Genomic DNA, 18,923 nt, shown 5'->3' on the forward strand with positions numbered 1-18,923 from the left:
GGCGACGCCGACTGACGGCGAGTGACCCGGACACCCCCGGCATCCGGAGCGACTCCGTCCTGACCGACGTACGACGGCCCGGCCGCACCGGCATCGCCGACGGCGTCGACCTGTCCCGCACCGTCGGCTGCTTCACCGCCACGCATCCCGTCCGCCTGGACCTGGGCGGCGTGGACTGGAACGAACTGTGGAACGGCGGACACGCCGCCGGCACGGCCCTCAAGCGGGTCAAGGAGGAACTGAGGTCCCTGCCGGACGGCGGCCTGGGCTTCGGCCTGCTGCGCCACCTCAACCCCGACACCGCCCCGCTCCTCGCGGACCTGCCCGCACCGCAGGCCGCGTTCCACTACCTCGGACGGCTGCCGCAGCCACCGTCCGGCCCATGGCAACCCGGCGAGCCCGGCATACCGCCGCAGTACCGGATCGAGGTGCGGGTCGCCGCCGTCGAACACCCGGACGGCCCGCGGCTGACCGCCACCTGGTTCCGCCCGCCGGCCCCCTCCACCGAGGCCGACCGTACCGAAGCCGACCGTACCGAGGCCGACCTGCGGGATCTGGCCGACACCTGGGCGCGAGCGCTGGAAGTGCTGGCCGCCCACGCCACCCGGCCCGATGCCGGTGGCCGTACCCCTTCCGACGTACCGCTGGTCCGGCTGAGTCAGAACAAGCTCGAACAGCTCGAAGCCGCATGGAGGAAAAAGCGATGACGCAGGCGGATGCGCAGCCGGAACTGGAAGACATCCTGCCGCTGGCGCCCCTACAGGAAGGGCTGCTGTTCCACGCGCTCTACGACGAGACGGCGCTCGACGTCTACACCCTGCAGATGGCCTTCGACCTGGAGGGCGCCCTCGACGCCGAGGCGCTGCGCGCCGCCGCGCGCGCCCTGCTGCGCCGCCACGCCAGCCTCCGGGCCGGCTTCTGGCACGAGGACCTGGACGAGCCGGTGCAGATCATCCCCCGCGAGGTGGCGCTGCCCTGGGCGGACGCCGACCTTAGCGCGATGGACTGCGCCGAGCGCGACGCCGAGGCGGAGCGGATCGCGGTGGCCGACCGGCTGCGCCGCTTCGACCCGGCCGACCCGCCGCTGCTGCGGTTCACGCTCATCCGGCTCGGCCAGGCGCGCTACCGGTTCCTGCTCACCGCCCACCACCTGGTGCTCGACGGGTGGTCCGTGCAGTTGCTGCTGGGCGAGCTGTTCCAGCTCTACGCGCGGCGCGGCCACGAGGACGGGATGCCCCCGGCGGCCCGCTACCGCGACTACCTGGCCTGGCTGGCCGGCCAGGACCGGGCCGCCGCCGAGGACGTCTGGCGCGAGGTGCTGAAGGGCGTCGACGAACCCACCCGGGTCGCCCCCGCGGACCCGTCCCGGGCACCGGAACTGCCCGGCCAGGTCCTCCGCGACCTGCCGGACGACCTCGCCGCCGCGCTGGACGGCCTCGCCCGCCGCGAGGGCCTGACCCTCAACACGGTGTTCCTCGGCGCGTGGGCGATCGTCCTCGGCCGGCTGACCGGCCGGGACGACGTGGTGTTCGGCACCACGGTGTCCGGGCGCCCGCCCCAGGTGCCCGGGGCCGAGAAGATGATCGGCCTGTTCGCCAACACACTGCCGGTCCGCGTCCGCCTCGACCCGGCGCAGCCGCTGACCGGGATGCTGGCCCGCCTGCAACAGGACCAGACCCGCCTGATGGCCTGTCAGCACGTGGGGCTGGCCGGCATCCAGCGCAGCCTGGACTCGGGTGAACTCTTCGACACGGCCACCGTGTTCGAGAACCTCCCGGCCGGCGAGAGCGAACTCGCCGCAGCCGCGCACGGCACCGGACTGCGGGTGACCGCGACCCGCAGTCACGGCGTCACCCACTACCCGCTCAACTTCATGGTGATGCCCGGCAGGCCGCTGCGGCTGCGCCTGGACCACCAGAGCGACCTGTTCGACCGCGAGGCCGCGGAGGCGATCATGGGCCGGGTGGTCCGGGTCCTGCGGGCCGCGGTCGCGGACCCCGGCCGACGGATCGGCGCTCTGGAGATCCTCACGCCGGACGAACGCGCCCGGGTGCTGGTGGAGTGGAACGGCACGCAGGGCGAGCCGCCGTCGGTCCTGGTGCCCGAGGCCTTCGCCGCACAGGCCGCGCGCACCCCGGACGCGGTGGCCGTGACCGCCGGCCGGACCCGGTGGACGTTCGCGGAGCTGGACGCCCGCGCCGACACGCTCGCGCGGCGCTTGACCGGCCTCGGAGTCGGGCCCGACACCCTCGTCGGACTGTGCGTGCGCAGGTCGCCGGAGATGATCGCGGCCGTCCTGGCCGTGTGGAAGGCCGGCGGCGTGTGCGTGCCGCTCGACCCCGGCTACCCCGCGCAGCGGCTGTCCCTCATGCTCGCCGACGCCGCCGTGCCCGTGGTCCTGACCGAACGCGCACTGACCGCACTCCTGCCCGACAACCGCGCCGCCCTCGTCCTGCTGGACACGGACGATCAGCCCGACACGGAAGTGGACGCCCACGCGGTCACGCCGCCGGTGTTACGTGCGGACCACGCCGCCTACGTCGTGTACACGTCCGGGTCGACGGGCGTGCCGAAGGGCGTCGTCGTGACGCACCAGGGGCTGGCCAACCTGTACGCCAACCACCGCGACCGGGTGTTCGGCCCGGCCGCGGCCACCGTGGCCGCGGCGCAAGGGCGCCGGCTGCGGGTGGCGCACACCGCGTCGCTGTCCTTCGACGCGAGCATGGGCCAGATCCTGGGCCTCGTCGCCGGACACGAACTGCACATCGTGGACGACGACACCCGCCGCGACGCCGTCGCCCTCCTGGACCACGTACGCGACCAGGGTCTCGACTACCTCGGGATCACACCGTCGCTGCTGCGCGAACTGGCCGCGCTGGGCCTGCTGGACGGCCCCGGCCACCGGCCGAACGTGATCCTGCTCGGCGCGGAGGCCACCGGAGCGGCGCTGTGGGAGACGCTGCGCGAGCACCCGGGCACCGAGGTCCACAACTACTACGCGCCGAGCGAGTGCACGGTCGACGCCGTCGGAGCCCGGGTACGCGACAGCGACCGGCCGGCGATCGGCCGGCCGATCCAGAACATGCGGGTCTACGTGCTCGACGCACGGCTGCGCCCGGTGCCGCCCGGCGCGGTGGGGGAGGTCTACCTGTCCGGCGTCCAGCTCGCCCGCGGCTACCTGAACCGGCCCGGTCTCACCGCCGAGCGCTTCGCCGCCGACCCGTTCGGCCGTCCGGGAGCCCGGATGTACCGGACCGGTGACCTGGCCCGCTGGACCACCGCCGGACTGCTGGAGTTCGCCGGCCGCGCCGACGAGCAGGTGAAACTGCGCGGGTTCCGGATCGAGCTCGGCGAGGTCGAGGCGGTGCTCGCCCGGCACGCCACGGTCGCCCACGCGGTCGCGACGGTGCGCGAGGACCGCCCCGGCGACCAGCGCCTGACCGCCTACGTGGTGCCCGCGCCCGGCGCCACGGCGGACCCGGGCGAACTCCGGGAGTACGTCGCCCGGGCGCTGCCCGAGTTCATGGTCCCGGCCGCGATCGTCCTCCTCGACGCCCTGCCCCTCACCCCCAGCGGCAAACTGGCCCGCCGCGAACTCCCGGCCCCGGGGCCCGGCTTCCACGGAGCCGCCGGCCGGGAGCCGCGCGGCCAGGCGGAGGAGATCCTGTGCGGCCTGTTCGCCGAGGCCCTCGGGATCGCGCGCGCCGGCATCGACGACGACTTCTTCGCCCTGGGCGGGCACTCGCTGCTCGCGACCCGGCTGGTGTCCCGCATCCGCACGGTGCTCGGCGCCGAACTCGCCGTACGGGACGTGTTCGAGGCCCCGACCGTCGCCGGGCTCGCCGCCCGGCTCGACGCGCCGCGCGAGGGCGTCCGGCGACGGCCGCCGCTGCGGTCCGCGGGCGAGCGCCCGGACGAACTCCCGCTGTCGTTCGCCCAGCGCCGCCTGTGGTTCCTGCACCGGCTGGAAGGCCCGTCGGCCACCTACAACATGCCGTTCGCCCTGCGCCTGACCGGTGACCTCGACGTCCCGGCGCTGCGCGCGGCCCTGGGCGACGTGGTGGCCCGGCACGAGACGCTGCGCACGGTCTACCCGGACGCCGAGGGCACCCCGCGCCAGCACGTCCTCGCCCCCGCCGACGCCCCCGTCGACCTGCCCGTCCGGTCGGTCGACGAGGCCGGGCTCACCGCCGCGATCGCGGCCGCCGCTGCCCACCGGTTCGACCTCACGGCCGAACCGCCCCTGCACGCCGTCCTGTTCGCGCTCGGCCCGGACGAGCACGTCCTGCTGCTCGTGCTCCACCACATCGCCGGCGACGGCTGGTCCAACCGCCCGTTCGCCCGCGACCTCTCCGGCGCCTACACCGCCCGCAGTGCGGGCCGGGCCCCGTCCTGGGCTCCACTGGCCGTCCAGTACGCCGACTACACCCTGTGGCAGCGGCGGTTCCTCGGCGCGCCGGACGACCCGGACAGTGTGCTCGCGCGCCAGGTGGAGTACTGGCGGGAGACCCTGGACGGCCTGCCGACCGAGCTGGAGCTGCGGCGCGACCGGCCCCGCCCGGACGTCGCCGACCACCACGGCGCCACGGTCCCGCTGCGGCTGGGCCCGGACCTCCACGCCCGGCTCGCCGGGCTGGCCCGGACGGCGGGCGCGAGCCTGTTCATGGTCGTCCAGACGGCGCTGGCGGCGCTGCTCACCCGGGAGGGCGCGGGCACCGACATCCCGATCGGCACGCCGATCGCGGGGCGCACCGAGGACGCCCTCGACGACCTCGTCGGCTGCTTCGTCAACACGCTGGTGCTGCGCACCGACACCGGTGGCGACCCGAGCTTCGCCGACCTGCTCGGCCGGGTCCGCGAGAGGGGCCTCGCCGCACACGCCCACCAGGACGTGCCCTTCGACCACCTGGTCGAGGTGCTCAAGCCGGCCCGTTCGGCGGCCCGGCACCCCCTCTTCCAGGTGATGCTGACCCTCCAGCACGCCGAAGACCTCGCCGTGGAGCTGGGCGGTCTGCGCTACCGGGCCGAGGAGGTGGAGTCACGGTCGGCCAAGTTCGACCTGCTGTTCCGGCTCGCCGAACGGCACACCCCGGACGGCCTGCCCGGCGGTCTGGAGGGCGGCGTCGAATACAGCACCGACCTCTTCGACCGGCAGACGGTGCAGGACCTGGTGACCAGGTTCGAGCGGCTCTTCGACGCCGCGACCGCCGACCCCGCCGAACGGATCTGGCGGCTCGACACCCTCGCGCCCACGGACCGCGAGCGGGTCCTGCGGACGTGGAACGACACCGCACGGCCGCTGTCCCCGCACACGCTGCCGGACCTGTTCGAGGCACAGGCGGCCCGCACCCCGCAGGCGCCCGCCCTCGCCGCCGACGGCGTCACCCTGTCCTACGCCGAACTGAACGCCCGCGCCAACCGGCTGGCCCACGCCCTGATCGAGCGCGGCGCGGGCCCGGAGCAGGTCGTGGCCGTCGCCCTGCCGCGCTCCGCCGAACTGGCCGTGGCCCTGCTGGCCGTCCTCAAGTCCGGCGCCGCCTATCTGCCCATCGACACCAACCATCCGGCCGAGCGGATCCGCGCCCTGCTCGACGACGCCCGGCCGGTCTGCGTCCTCGACGACCCGGACCAGGTACGCGACCCCGGCGACCGGCCGGACACGGACCCCGGCGACACCTCCCGCGCCACACGGCTGACGCCGGCGCACCCCGCGTACGTGCTCTACACCTCCGGATCCACCGGCACGCCCAAGGGAGTGGTCGTCCCGCACGCCGCCGTCGTCAACCGGATGCTCGGCATCCAGGCCGAGTACGCACTCGAGCCCTCCGACATCGTGCTGTACAAGGCGCCGATGGCGTTCGACGCGTCCGTGTGGGAGTTCTTCTGGCCCCTGATTACCGGTGCCCGGATCGTGGTCGCGGACCCCGAGGGCCACCGCGACCCGGCCTACCTGGCCGCGACGATCCGCGAACACCGGGTGACCACCGTGCACTTCGTGCCGTCGATGCTGGCGGCCTTCCTCGACGAGCCCGCCGCGGCCGGCTGCGCCAGCCTGCGCCGCGTCCTGACCGGCGGCGAGGCACTCCCGGCGGACCTGCGCGACCGTGCCCTGACCCTGCTGGACGCGACCCTGCACCACCTGTACGGCCCCACGGAGACCGCCATCCACGCGACCTCCTGGACCTGCGACCGCGAACCGGCCACCGGCCCGAACACGGACACGCACGAGGGCACGAACACGGACACGGACGGCCGTACGGTGCCGATCGGCCGCCCCGTCACCAACATGCGCGCCTACGTCCTGGACGCGGGACTCGGCCCGGTGCCGCCCGGCGTGGTGGGCGAGGTCTACCTGGCCGGCGTCCAGCTCGCCCGCGGCTATCTCAACCGGCGCGACCTCACGGCGGAACGGTTCGTCGCCTGCCCGTTCGGCGCCCCGGGGGAGCGGATGTACCGCACCGGCGACCTCGCGCACTGGACGGCGGACGGCGTGCTGCGCTTCACCGGCCGCGCCGACGACCAGGTGAAACTGCGCGGCTTCCGCATCGAGCTCGGCGAGGTCGAGGCTGCACTGACCCGGCACGACACGGTCGCCCGTGCTGCGGCGCTGATCCGCGAGGACCAGCCGGGACAGCGGCGCCTGGTGGCGTACGTGGTCGCGGCCCCTGGCACCGAGCCGCAGGAGACCGACCTGCGGGCCCACGCCGCGGCGACGCTGCCGGAGTTCATGGTGCCGGCCCACGTCGTCGTGGTGGCCGCCCTGCCCCTGACGAACAGCGGCAAACTGGACCGGCGTGCCCTGCCGGAGCCCAGCCGGCGCTTCGTGACGTCCAGGCGGCCGGCGCGCACGCCCGAGGAGGAGATCCTCCGGGGTCTGTTCGCCGAGTCCCTCGGCGTGGCCGGAGCCGGCATCGACGACGACTTCTTCGAACTCGGCGGGGACTCGCTGGCGGCGATCCGGCTGGTGTCCCGGATCCGGGACACGACGGGCCTCGACCTGTCGGTCCGGGACCTCTTCGCCGCGCCCACGGTGAGCCGCCTCATGGACCGGCTGCGCCTCGGCGTCTCCGGCGACGCCTTCGACGTCCTCCTGCCGCTGCGCGCCTCCGGCGGACGCCCGCCGCTGTTCTGCGTGCACCCCGCCGGCGGCCTGAGCTGGTGCTACACCGGGCTGCTGCGGCAACTGGGGCCGGACGTCCCGGTGTACGGGCTCCAGTCGCGCGGCATCGCGCGGCCCGACGCGTACCCGGCGACGATGGACGACCTGGTCACCGACTACGTCGCGCAGATCCGGTCGGTGCGCCCCACCGGCCCCTACCACCTGCTGGGCTGGTCGTTCGGCGGCGTCGCGGCCCACGCGGTCGCGGTCCGCCTCCAGTCCGAGGGCGAGGAGGTGGCCCTGCTCGCCCTGCTCGACGCCTATCCCCGAGACCCCGACACTGACCCCGACACCCGGATTCCGCCCGTGGACGAGCAAAAGGTCCTCGCCACCCTGCTCGACTTCGCGGGCCACGGCGAGGACGCCGGCATCGCCGCCGACGGCGAACCCCTGCGGATCGCCGATGTCATGGAGATCCTGCGGACCGGCGGCGGGCACCTGGCGGACATCGAGGAGCGCCGCGTCGTGGCCCTGACCGAGGTCTTCACCAACAACGCGAGGCTCTCCGCGGCGCACGTGCCCGGCCGGTTCGACGGGAACGTCCTGCACTTCACGGCCCTGGCCGAACGCCCGCCCGGGCAGCCGACGGCGGCCGTCTGGGAGCCCGCGATCACCGGACGGGTGGAGCAGTACGCCGTGGACTGCGCCCACCGCGAGATGTGCCGGCCCGAACCGCTGGCCCGGATCGGCCGCGTACTGGCCGAGCGACTGAGCGACTGAGCGACGCAGACACCGAAAGCCGAAAGCCGAAAGCCGAAAGCCGGAAGCCGGAAGCCGGAAGTTGGAAGCAGGAAGGAAGCACAGCCATGACGAACCCCTTCGAGGACTCCGAGGGCACCTACCTGGTGCTCGTCAACGACGAGGGCCAGCACTCTCTCTGGCCGTCCTTCGCGGACGTCCCGGCGGGCTGGGAGGTCGCCCACGAGCAGGACACGCGGGAGGCCTGCCTCGCCTTCGTCGAGGAGCACTGGACCGACATGCGCCCCAAGAGCCTGGCGCGGGCCATGGACGGGGCCGGTTCCTGACGCGTCGGTGAACGCGCATCAGATCTAGACCTTGAGGAGGACCGATTTGCCGACCTACCAGGAGTTCGCCCTCGGCGGCGTCGAGGAGGTGACGCTGGAGCTGACGGCGCAGGAGAGCGAGCAGTTCCGCAAGGTCGCCGCCGAGGTGACCGACGCGCTGCCGCACGCGGGCCTCGCGAACCCTGCGCTGCTCGACGACCCCGACCTGCTCGCGGACGTCGAGTTGGCGGCGCGCTGGCTCCCGCCGCGACTGGCCCGGGCGCTCAGCCACTTCCGCAGAGCGGGCAACGCGCACGGCACCCTCGTCGTGCGGAACGTACCCGTCGACGACGACCTGCCCCCGACGCCCGCCGACGGTGTCGCCCCGGACTGGACGCGGCTGCCGCTGGCCACCGTCGCCCAGCTCGCCACGGTGTCCTGGCTCGGCGACGTCATCGCCTACGCGGAAGAGAAGTCCGGCCGCCTCGTCCAGGACGTCGTACCGGTCAGGGGCGCCGAGCGGCGGCAGGAGAACAGCGGCAGCGTGATGCTCGAACTGCACACCGAGGACGGCTTCCACCCCTTCAAGCCGGACTTCATCACCCTGCTGTGCCTGCGCGCCGACCACGAGCGCGGCGCGTTCACCACGTCCGGCGCGATCACGCGGGCGCTGCCCCGACTGTCCGCCGAGTGCGTCGCGACACTGCGCCGGCCGCTGTACCGGATCCGCCACAGCAGCTCGTTCGGCGCCACCGGAACCGGAACCGGAACCGGAACCGGCACCGGAACCGGAACCGGCACCAGCACCGGAACCGGCACCAGCACCGGAACCGGCACGGGCACCGACGCCGTCTCGATGCCGCTGCCCGTCCTGTCCGGGCCGCACGCCGAGCCCGAACTGATCGCCGACTTCCACGCCATGGAAGCGGACGGCGAGGGCGCGGCACGGGCGCTCGACGAACTCCGGGACGCCATGGTCGCGGTGCTGGTGGGCACGGTGCTCGACGTCGGCGACCTGATCGTCGTGGACAACCGGGCCGCCGTACACGGCCGCACCGACTTCCGGCCCCGCTACGACGGCCGGGACCGCTGGCTGCGGCGCTGCTTCGCGGTCTCCGACCTGCGCCTGTCCCGTGGCCTGCGGGCGGCCGGGTCCCAGGTGTGCGAGCCGCTGCCGCCGGGGGGCCGCCCGTGACGACAGGCCCCCTCGTCGACGCCGGCTCCCGAGCGCGGCACGAGACCACCCGGCCGGTGCTCGAAGTGCGGGAACTGCGCAAGTCCTACGGTGACGTGGCCGTTCTGCGCGGCATCGACCTGGACGTCCGCGCCGGGGAGATCGTGTCCCTGCTCGGGCCGAACGGCGCGGGCAAGTCGACCTTCGTGTCGATCGTGGCCGGGCTGCGCCGGGCGGACTCCGGCTCGGTCACGATCGCCGGCCTCGACGCGTTCGCGCAGCCCAGAGCGGCGCGGCGGATGACAGGTCTGGCACCACAGGACCTGGCCGTCTACCCGGTACTGAGCGCGCGCCACAACCTGCGACTCTTCGGCGAGCTGGCCGGCCTGCGCGGCCGGGAACTCGCCGCGCGCATCGCCGAGGTGGCGCGGGCGCTGCGCATCGAACCACTCCTCAACCGTCCGGTGGGCCTGCTCTCGGGCGGCCAGAAGCGACGCGTGCACACCGCGATGGCGTTGCTGCACCGGCCGAAGCTGCTGCTGCTCGACGAGGCGACCGCGGGCGCGGACGTCGAGACCCGCGGCTACCTGTTCGACGTCGTACGCGAACTGGCGGCCGACGGCTCGGCGGTCATCTACTCCACCCACTATCTCCAAGAGGTCGAGATGCTCGGGGCGTCGGTCGTCCTGCTCGAAGCGGGCACCGTGATCGCACGCGGTCCGGTACGCGAACTCGTGGCCGGGCACTCCACCCCCACGGTGGAATTCCGGTTCGCCGGGCCCGCGCCGCTCGTGGTGGCCGAGCCGGGTCGCGAGGGCTTCGCCGAATGCCACGGTGACCTGCTGCGCATCGCCACACCGGATCCGGCCGCCACCGTCGCGGCGACGATCCCCGCCCTGGGCGAGGACGCCCGGCGGCTGCGCGGCGTGGAGATCGTCCAGGCCAGTCTGGAGACCGTGTACCTCGCCCTCACCGGGCGGCGCTACGGCACCGGCGGTGAGCTGTCGTGACGGGCCGCGCCGGCGTGCTGATCATGCGCCACGAACTCCGGATCATCGGCACCATGCCGGCCTCGACCCTGTTCGGGATCGCGATGCCGATCGTGCTCGCGGCACTGACCCAGGGCCTCTTCAGCAGTGCCGTGCCGACCACCAGCGCCGTCGGCGCCGACGGCGCCGAACTCGCCGTCCCGGGCATGGCGGTGGCCTTCGCCGCGCTCGGCGCAGGTCGCCCCGGTTTCGCGTTCTTCCGCGACTACGGCTGGGGCACCTGGGACCGGCTCCGGGCCAGCCCCGCGTCCACCCTCGACATCGTCGTGGGCAAGGTGTCGCCCTGGGTGGTCATGTCGCTGGTGCAGATGCTCGGGCTGTTCGTCGCCGCGATGCCCCTGCTCGGTTTCCGGGTCTCCGGCTCCTGGCCGGCCCTGATCCTCGTACTGTTCGCCACCGCGCTGTGCCTGTGCACCTTCGGTGCCCTGATGACCGCCGTGTCCCGTACGTCCCAACAGCTCAACTCGATCAGCGGCGTCTGCGGTCTCGCGTTCGCGGCCCTCGGGGGAGCCCTCGTCCCGCTGTCGGCCCTGCCGGCCTGGGTGGACACCGTCGCCCCCGCCTTCCCCACCTACTGGGCCATGCGAGGGTTGCACGCGGTCGTACTGGAGCAGGGCGGCCTGGCCGACGTGGCGCTCCCGGTCGCCGCACTGCTCGGCTTCACCACCGTGTTCGCCCTCCTGACCACGGCCCGCTTCCGAGCGGGGGAGAGCAAGGCCTACTGGGGCTGAGCGCCCGACGGCCATGCCGTTGCCGACGGTGACGTTCGGTGGTCCCATGGGGTCGCGGGTACCGCTACGACGGAAGGGGCGGCGGTACGGCGTGGCCCGCGCGCGTGTGTGTGCTCGACCGACGAGGAGTGCTCATGTCAGGACAGTTCGAAGCGACGGTCCAGGTCGACCGGGCTGTCGAAGAGGTGTTCGCCTACCTCGCCGACGGGCGCAACGATCCCCAGTTCAGCCCCCGCGTGCTCAGGATCGAGCGGACCCCCGACGCGCCGACCACCGTCGGCACCGTCTTCCGCAGCACGGTCAAGGACGCGGGGATGAAGACGGCCAGGGAATTCCGCATCACCGCTTTCGAAGCACCGCGGAAGATCCGCTGGGCCGAGGTCTCGAAGAACATGGTGACGGTACGCGAAGGCGGCTACGACCTGGAGCCGCTGTCCACCGGCGGCACCAGGGTCCGCATCTTCAACGTGCTGGAAGGCCACGGCCTCGGCAAACTCCTCGTCGCCCTCGCACTCACCGCCGCCCGCAAGGACGCCGCCGCTTTCGGCATCCGCATCAAGACGGCGACCGAGGCGGCGACCACGCCGCGCTGACACGGCGATCTGGTCGAGGAGCTCGGCGGCGAGTGGGTGATCAACCCCTGTGGGACCCGACCGACCGCCGGTGGCGACGGGCCAGTCCGCCGACCGCGATCCCCAGCGCGCCCAAGGTCAGGCCCACCCCCAGAGGCCGTGCGAAGTCCGCCGGATCCGTGCTCCCGCCCACGCCACCCTGGACGCCGCGTGTCGGAACCGGCGACACCGTTGAGGTCACAGCGCTACGGCGAGGCAGGGCCTCGCACGCGATGCCGTCGTCCGCCCCCTGGTCTTCGTCCAGCCGGTTCGGATCACCGGGATCGCGGACCAGCTCCGCCTGGGCGTCCTCCTGGAAGGCGAAGTCGCTGCAATCCAGATCGGACCGGGCGTGTGCGAGGCCCGCAATCGGTCCGACGGTGAGGATCACCGTCACCGCGGCGGCGAATCCGGCATGTATCCGCATGAGCCGTTCCTTTCGAGGCAAGCACTCGTGGGCCGTCGCCTCGAACCTATGGACACCACCGTCGACCGGCCCTGTTTTGCTACGCCGTACGGCTTGCCGCAGAGGCGGTCAGCGGGTCACGCGGTGTTTGCCTCCGCCGCGGCGGAAACGTATCGCGACGTAGAAGAGATCGGCGAGGAGTACGAGAGCGCCGATGATCAGCAGGTAGAACAGCCCATGCACCGCGAATCCGATGATGCCCAGGACGAGGGCCACGAGGATCAGGAACAGGAACAGGGTCATTGGCTCTCCCGACGGTCTCGGCGGGTCTCGACGGGTCCCGATGTCTCAGCGGCGGGCAAGGCGTCGCTCGCCGCCGGCACCCGGCGCGTAGTCCAGTTCGTAATGTGCGAAAACCCTCGACTCGTCCTGGGCGCGCAGCTCGCCGTCGACGTCGATCGCCGGGGCCTTTCGCACCGCGTTCTTGCTGTGGGCGACCTTCAGATAGCCCGGACCGACCGTCGCCCCGAGCAGCGGTACGAACACCAGGCGGCGACGGGTGGGAAGCCCCACGGTCACGGTGGCGAAGCAGGGCCTGTCGGTCCCGGTGTCCACGTAGACCGACTCCAGGACGCCGATCCGGTGCCCCCGCGGGTCGACCACGGCGTGACCGCGCCATTCACGGATGTCGCCGGCCTCGAACATCTCGGACATGAGGTACCTCCGCAAGCGCGGGTACCCCCTATCCACGCTTCCGATGTCCTTCCCGCACGCTACGGCTGCGGTCGGGCCATCAGCACCGCGACGTCGTCCTGGGCGGCGTACGGCAGCATCTGCTCGAGGACGCCGTCGCAGAGTGCCCCGAGCGGCTGCCCAGGGTGTCGTAGCGCCCGTGCGAGCCGGTCGAGGCCCTGGTCGAGGTCCCGGTCGCGGGCTTCGATGAGCCCGTCGGTGTACAGCACGAGCAGACTCCCCGGCGGCAACGGGACCTCCTCGGTCTCGAACTGCCGTTCTCCCGTCCCCAGCGGGGTGCCCGGCGAGCCGTCGAGGAAGGTGATCGCCCCGCCGGGCGTCACCACGGCCGGCGGGGGGTGACCGGCCCGGGCCACGAGGCATCCGCCGGTGGCGGGATCGTGGACGGCGTACACGCAGGTCGCCATCTGGTCCTCACCCATGTCGGCCACGACTGCGTCCAGCGAGCTGAGCATGCGCGCCGGATCGATGCCGTGCCGGGCGAGCGTACGCACCGCCGCGCGAAGCTGGCCCATGACGGCCGCGGCGTGGATGCCGTGCCCCATGACGTCCCCGATGACGAGCCCGGTCCGCTCCTCGGGCAGCGCGATGACGTCGAACCAGTCGCCGCCGACGTCGTGCTCGCTGGCCGGCAGATAGCGCCCCGTGAGCTCGAGGCCGGGGACGTCGGGCAGCGCGCTGTTGGTCAGACTGCGCTGCAGGGTCAGGGCCGCCGCACGCTGCCGGGTGTACATGAGCGCGTTGTCGATGTTCAGGGCGGCGCGCGCCGCCAGCTCGTCGATGAGGACGCAGTCCTGCTCGTCGAACGGCTCACGGCTGCGCAGCCGCGTCACCACGACCGCACCGAGCACCTTGCCCCGGGCGACCAGCGGGACCAGCCGCGCGGAGCCGAGGCTCATGAGGTAGGCGCGCAGCTCGTCGGCGCGGGGATCGGTGACCAGCGCCGGGACGTCGGACCGGTAGAGGTCGGTGGGACGGCCGTCGGCGATGACGCGTTCGTAGAGGGAGCCGCGCGAGATCCGGGACGTCATGCCCGGGAGCAGCTTCGCCGTCGGCGCGGACGGGTCGGGGAAAAGCGCGGCCATCCGCCGGACCACGCCGTGCGTGGCGGCGGTGGACTCGTCGGGCGCGATGACCTCTTCGAGAAGCTGCACGTCGGCGGAGTCCGCGAGCTGGGGCACCAGCATCCGCACGATCTCCTCGGAGGTCTGCCGCGGGTCCAGCGTGGTGCCGATCCGGGTGCCGGCCTCCGCCAGCAGCGCGAAGCGGCGGCGGGCGCGTTCGGCGTCCCGTTCGGCCTGCTGGCTCTCCGTGATGTCGATGAGGGACGCGATCAGACCCAGCGTCCGGCCCGCACCGTCGAGCAGGGGGGCGTACGAGCACGACCAGGTCCGCTCCCGGTCGGGGTCCGCCGGAGTGCGACCGGTACGGCGGACGTCGACGACGGCCGCGCCCTGTTCCAGCACCTCGCGCATCGTCTTCTCCAGCGCCACGGCGTTGACGCCGGGCACGACCTCCGTCAACCGCCTGCCGACATGCTCGGCGGCGGGGACGCCGTTCATCCGGGCGAGCGCGTCGTTGACCCGCAGGAAGCGCAGATCGGTACCGAGGGTGGCCAGACCGATGGGGGACTGCCCGAAGAGACTCTCCAGGGCCGCCAGGGAATCGCGCATGCGCAGGACCTCGGAGGTCTCCACGGCGATCAGCAGGGCTCCGGGCCGCCCCTGCGCGTCGGTGGCCGGCACGATCCACGTCTCCATCGTGACCTGATGGCCGTCGCGGTGGCGCACCGACAGCGTGCCGACGACGGTTTCCCCGCCCTGGACACGGTCCGTGAGCTGGTCGGCCAGCTCACGGTTGCCCTCGGGGACCAGCAGGGCGGACGCGGGCCGGTCGAGTACGTCCTGCGGCCGGAACCCGAGCAGATCCTGGGCGGCCAGCGACCACTCCACGATGCGGCCGTGCGCGTCCTCCCGCCACAGCGCGATCGGAAGCAGCTCGCGCAGCACACCCGCGTACCCGACAGCCCCCAGGGGCTGTTCGACCACCTGACCCTCCCTTCGAGGAGAATTCATCATATAACCGCACGATCGGGATCGGCGGTGATCTCCGAGAAGGCAGTAGCTGTCAGAACCAGCTCTGGAGCTGGCTGGTGTTGCAACCGAGGCCGAGGCCAGGACTGGACCGGCCGTCGTGTTGGTGCGGGGCGGATTCGCTTTGACGGGCCACCAAGGGCCTGGCCGACGACATCCGGCAGGTGAACAGGAGGCTGCGCACGATAGTTGCCGGGCGGGAGCTGCTGCGCTGACTGCGAGCTGTGGTGAAGAGGATCGTTCGGGTTGAGCCGGCAGGAGAGGGAACGGTGAAGGCGAGTAGCCGTGCACCTCGGCGTGCGGCTGGTCAGGTCGCTCCTGCGTCTCTTCGCGCTCGGATCCGATCAGCTTCCATGCTCCTTCCTGAGCCTGACGGCAGGTCGGTCACAGGCCACCGGCTGACCTTCTGTTCCAACGGAGGCATGATTTCGTTCACGGCCAGGCCGCGACCCGTCCAGCCGTCCAGCGTTCAGGCAACTGCCGGGGCGCCCCGCTTTTGGTTCCAGTCGATGGTGCCCGGGCGGTTTCGAAGGAGACACCGAGTTCTTCGTGGAGCCCGTCTCCGCCCTGAACAGAGAACGGACAGCGGCGTCGCCACCTTGCCCGGGACGGGTCAGCGCGCTCGCTCAAGCCCATTGACGATCTCGCCCATGCCGCCCCCGAGCGTTCTGATGGAGAACCGGTCCTGGCTCCGGGCCTTGGGACTCCACCCGTCGGTCCATGCGCCGGGTGACGCACCCGGCTCTTTGCGCACGGCCGACACGTAGGCTGGCCCCGGACTCAGTGATCACGTGGCTGGGCGCGCTCGTACAACCTGACGACGGACAGGCCCGGTGGCGGTGGCCCGGCTTCGCCGGTGAAGGCGGTCGGCCGGACGACGAAAGAAGGAGGCGGCGTCGCATGGGTGGAGATGTTCTGCGCTGGGACGAGTACCGCAGCATGCCGTGGAAGAACGGCGGCGGTATGACCCGGGAGGTCGCGTCGGGCGCCGTGGAAGCGCCCCTGGCCCCGGCGGAGCCCGAGGACGGCTTCGACTGGCGGGTGAGCGTCGCGGACGTGGACGCGGGAGGCTCCTTCTCCTCCTTCCCCGGGATCGACCGCGTGATCACCCTGGTCGAGGGCGAAGGCATGGTGCTGACCGTGGACGGGACCCCGCATCCGGTCGCACCGTTGAGCCCCTTCGCTTTCTCCGGCGACGCGGCCACGGACTGTCGGCTGGAGGCGGGCGCGGTGCGCGATATGAATGTGATGACCCGCAGGGGCCGGGCGACGGCACAAGTGCGGATCGTCACTGTCGTCGCCGGACAGGGAGCGGAGACGGCGTGCGCCGCAGGCGAGACCCTGCTCGTCATGACGGTCACCGAGGGGATCGCCGTCGGCGGACCGGACGGGCGGGAGACGCCACTCGGCCGTCTTGACTGCGTACGCCACGAAGGCCCGGGAGCGCTGACCCTACGGGGCGCCGGCACAGTGGCCGAGATCAGGATCACCGCGGCGCGCTGATCGTGGGGACGCCGGTGAGGCTGCATCGTTGTTGCGGTGACTGCGTGCCGTTGACCCGCGGTGACGCAGGTGGTTGGGGCATGTTGGATCAACCGCCTTTACCACGTGGCCGCCTGCAGGCCCGCCGCTACATTTCCAGACCGCGGTACCATGGACGTAATCCACGTGCAGGCCGAAAGTGTGCAGGCTACAGACAGGCCACACCGTTGAGTAATAATCCATGACGAATTCCTGCACCCCTTCCGCCACGACGCCCAGAACCTCCGTCCAATCCGGCGTCGAGACTTCCGTGGACTTGAAGCGGACTACGCCGACCGGTCCGAGATCCGGGTCGCGAAAATAATTGACGTAGTCAAACTCGTCTCCGGTGATCCTTTTCCCTGTTCCGTCAAAAACGGACTTTTCGGTCACCTTGAAGGCTGATCTCGCCATGGAAAAGGTTCGCTCGGTCCAGAGTTCGCAGAACTCATCCTCGGGCATTTCTCCGAATTCGGCATGCACCTCGGACATCCAGGTCAGCACCTCCCCCGGGACGGACTCTCCTTGCCGCCAGACAGCTTGCAGCATCCTATCCCGCCAGTCCGGAAAATTCGACATCGTCGCCAACCCCCTGATGGGATTCACCTTCACTCATTGAAAGTTCAGCCCACAAAATAGCATATCGCCGGAAGGGATTCCTTCCGGCGATATGCTACTTCAAGTGATCACTTGGATCGAACTGGGGATCCTCAGGTGAATGGTGTGTAGATGCTCAGCCTCGGATTCCTCACGCAAATGTTCTGAACGGTGACGGTGCCAGCCCATTCCTCATTGTCCGTCCAGTCGAACCATGTCGTGATGCCCACTACGCTGCATTTCCCCCGATCGGACTCCGTTCCGCCTCTCCCGTTTGGAACCCCCAGGAGGTGTGGAAGAGGTAATCACCTGCCTCCGCGTGGCCGTAGCTCTGGTTCTTCACGATCTACTTGCCCGGAATGGTGATGCCGAACACCAGTTTCACGGCACCGTACCTTTTCTATATGCTCTTCAATCGCAGAGCCCAAGTGATACTGCACTTGGAATGTCCAGTGCAAGATCGCCTGAGATGGAGCGTGTAGTTCTTCGTCGCCTTCTGCTGATCGCGATAGTTCAGTCGACTGCCGCTGGTGCCCAGTTGCGTGATCGGATCGGCAGGGTAGACGTAGGCGTTGCCGCCGTAGACCGGGTCGGCCTGGAGGAAGCGGCCGGTGGTCGGGTCGTAGACGCGGACACCCGTCAGGGTGTACCCAGCCGCGCCGTCGGTGGCGCGCTGGTAGGCGCCCAGGGATCCGTACTCCGCTGCGGCGACTGCGGCGTCCTGCGGGTCGCCGTACCCGTCGTAGCGCTGGACCGTGGCGGTGGGGGTCTTCTCCGACCTCTCGGGCGGGCTGGCCATCACCACCAGCGCCACCGGCGACGCGGTCCTCCAACTGGTTACCAGGTATCTGGCCAGGGCCTGGGCCTTGCTCGGTTTGTCCACGCCGCGGCCGGTGCGGCCCTCGCGGTCGCGAACCGGGCTCGGCAGGTGCCTCGCACCCGTGTCGGTGCCGTTGTTCTGCAACTGCGTGGCTCAACTAATCGGATCAATGCGGTCGTTCGGGCCTGACGGTTCACTTGGAATCCGGCATTCCTGTGTGAGATGGGCGACTCCTCCGAGGGGAACTGCCCTGTACTGCCTGCGGTTTGCATCCCCGTCGTCGGTGCCACGCACGATGCGCGGATTCCGCTGCGCGCGCCCAGGGGTGCGGGCTCGGTCCTCAGTGAGTGTCAGATCCATCATGCCTGTTCGGAGGCGGTTTTCGGTAGGACGGAGCGCACGTCCGTTCGGACTTGTCGCAGGTGCTGGTCCGCCCGCAGACTCGTCGTCATCCACTCTCCGACGTCCGTGTCGGCATCCGTTCCCGGCTGCCGACACGTTCGCTGTGCTGTCTCGTCGCGTGACGGGGCGGGCAGGGGGGTGCGGGAACGAAGGGGGATCGATGGATCAGGACATGGTTCTGCAGGCGAGGGTCAAGCTGCTCGGTGCCAACCGGCGGGTGGTGCGCGGCGTCGAAGGGCTGTGGATCTACCGCCTGCTGACGCAGGCCGAGCCGGAGGTGTACGGGTCGAAGCTGGCGTACGTCCTGGTGGAGGCCAGTGCCTTGCCGCTGGTGCGGGAGCTGCCCGGGCAACGGCTGGCCCTCTTGGACGAGGCGGTGGCGGTGGCGACGGCCCTCAGCGCCGCGAATCCCTACCGGGCCAAGGTGCTGGCGAGGGCGCTCGCCGCCCGGCGGGAACTTGACGGCCGGCAGGCGACGTAGCAGGAAACGCCGGATCCGGTGCGCATCAGGTGCGGGGTGCGCACCGCGGACCTGGCCCGAGGGGGCGGCCCTCATCTGCTCCAGGGTGTCCGCGATGTCCTCTGGGTCCTCGGTGAGGATCT

15 protein-coding genes (1 of these 15 only partly in view) are annotated in these 18,923 nt (G+C 71.6%); 9 read left to right on the top strand and 6 right to left on the bottom strand.

Annotated elements, in window-relative coordinates; translation table 11 throughout:
• The 7 genes from BMZ82_RS24750 to BMZ82_RS24780 all read left to right on the top strand — a co-directional run.
• Positions 1 to 707, top strand: the final stretch of a protein-coding gene (locus BMZ82_RS24750; protein WP_093779405.1) for a non-ribosomal peptide synthetase. It extends 22,495 nt beyond the left edge of the window; the window shows 707 of its 23,202 coding nt (coding positions 22,496–23,202); the start codon falls outside the window, past its left edge; its stop codon occupies positions 705 to 707.
• Positions 704 to 7,879, top strand: a complete 7,176-nt coding sequence (locus BMZ82_RS24755; RefSeq protein WP_177244642.1) for an amino acid adenylation domain-containing protein — start codon at positions 704 to 706, stop codon at positions 7,877 to 7,879. The genes BMZ82_RS24750 and BMZ82_RS24755 overlap by 4 nt, the downstream gene beginning before the upstream one ends.
• Before the next feature lie 86 nt (positions 7,880 to 7,965).
• Positions 7,966 to 8,184 carry an MbtH family protein gene (locus tag BMZ82_RS24760; RefSeq protein ID WP_093779409.1) on the top strand — a complete coding sequence of 73 codons (219 nt, stop codon included), beginning with the start codon at positions 7,966 to 7,968 and terminating at the stop codon, positions 8,182 to 8,184.
• A 46-nt stretch (positions 8,185 to 8,230) separates the two neighbouring features.
• Positions 8,231 to 9,358, top strand: coding sequence for a TauD/TfdA family dioxygenase (locus BMZ82_RS24765; RefSeq protein ID WP_177244643.1), 1,128 nt, complete (start codon positions 8,231 to 8,233; stop codon positions 9,356 to 9,358).
• Positions 9,355 to 10,347: an ABC transporter ATP-binding protein gene (locus tag BMZ82_RS24770; protein WP_177244644.1), complete on the top strand. Its 993-nt coding sequence runs from the start codon at positions 9,355 to 9,357 to the stop codon at positions 10,345 to 10,347. Before BMZ82_RS24765 ends, BMZ82_RS24770 begins: the two co-directional genes overlap by 4 nt.
• Positions 10,344 to 11,117, top strand: coding sequence for an ABC transporter permease (locus tag BMZ82_RS24775; protein WP_093779415.1), 774 nt, complete (start codon positions 10,344 to 10,346; stop codon positions 11,115 to 11,117). Before BMZ82_RS24770 ends, BMZ82_RS24775 begins: the two co-directional genes overlap by 4 nt.
• A 134-nt stretch (positions 11,118 to 11,251) precedes the next feature.
• Entirely contained in the window at positions 11,252 to 11,710 is a 459-nt protein-coding gene (locus BMZ82_RS24780; protein WP_093779417.1) for an SRPBCC family protein, read from the top strand.
• A 40-nt stretch (positions 11,711 to 11,750) separates the two neighbouring features.
• On the opposite strand, the gene BMZ82_RS24785 is transcribed toward BMZ82_RS24780, so the two are convergent.
• The 4 genes from BMZ82_RS24785 to BMZ82_RS24795 form a co-directional block, all read right to left on the bottom strand.
• Positions 11,751 to 12,155: a hypothetical protein gene (locus tag BMZ82_RS24785; protein WP_093779419.1), complete on the bottom strand. Its 405-nt coding sequence runs from the start codon at positions 12,153 to 12,155 to the stop codon at positions 11,751 to 11,753.
• 108 nt (positions 12,156 to 12,263) lie between these two features.
• Complete coding sequence (locus tag BMZ82_RS40850; RefSeq protein ID WP_177244645.1) at positions 12,264 to 12,437, bottom strand: hypothetical protein; 174 nt, start codon at positions 12,435 to 12,437, stop codon at positions 12,264 to 12,266.
• Positions 12,438 to 12,482: 45 nt separating this feature from the next.
• Positions 12,483 to 12,839 (bottom strand): PRC-barrel domain-containing protein, encoded by a 357-nt coding sequence (locus BMZ82_RS24790; RefSeq protein WP_093779465.1) that lies wholly within the window; start codon positions 12,837 to 12,839, stop codon positions 12,483 to 12,485.
• Positions 12,840 to 12,907: 68 nt separating this feature from the next.
• Entirely contained in the window at positions 12,908 to 14,935 is a 2,028-nt protein-coding gene (locus tag BMZ82_RS24795) for a SpoIIE family protein phosphatase (protein ID WP_371271301.1), read from the bottom strand.
• A gap of 945 nt (positions 14,936 to 15,880) precedes the next feature.
• Between BMZ82_RS24795 and BMZ82_RS24800 the strand changes: the two genes are divergently transcribed.
• Positions 15,881 to 16,483 (top strand): HutD family protein, encoded by a 603-nt coding sequence (locus BMZ82_RS24800; RefSeq protein ID WP_093779421.1) that lies wholly within the window; start codon positions 15,881 to 15,883, stop codon positions 16,481 to 16,483.
• On the opposite strand, the gene BMZ82_RS40295 is transcribed toward BMZ82_RS24800, so the two are convergent.
• Positions 16,433 to 16,993, bottom strand: coding sequence for a hypothetical protein (locus BMZ82_RS40295; protein ID WP_143098902.1), 561 nt, complete (start codon positions 16,991 to 16,993; stop codon positions 16,433 to 16,435). The two genes, BMZ82_RS24800 and BMZ82_RS40295, sit on opposite strands and share 51 nt — an antisense overlap.
• Positions 16,994 to 17,498: 505 nt before the next feature.
• Positions 17,499 to 18,062: an RHS repeat-associated core domain-containing protein gene (locus BMZ82_RS24805; protein WP_093779423.1), complete on the bottom strand. Its 564-nt coding sequence runs from the start codon at positions 18,060 to 18,062 to the stop codon at positions 17,499 to 17,501.
• 430 nt (positions 18,063 to 18,492) lie between these two features.
• On the opposite strand from BMZ82_RS24805, the gene BMZ82_RS24810 reads away from it, so the two are divergent.
• Positions 18,493 to 18,801, top strand: a complete 309-nt coding sequence (locus BMZ82_RS24810) for a hypothetical protein (protein WP_256252081.1) — start codon at positions 18,493 to 18,495, stop codon at positions 18,799 to 18,801.
• The last annotated feature ends 122 nt before the right edge of the window (positions 18,802 to 18,923 follow it).

The sequence above is a fragment of the Streptomyces sp. yr375 genome (assembly GCF_900110755.1).
Lineage (GTDB): Bacteria > Actinomycetota > Actinomycetes > Streptomycetales > Streptomycetaceae > Streptomyces.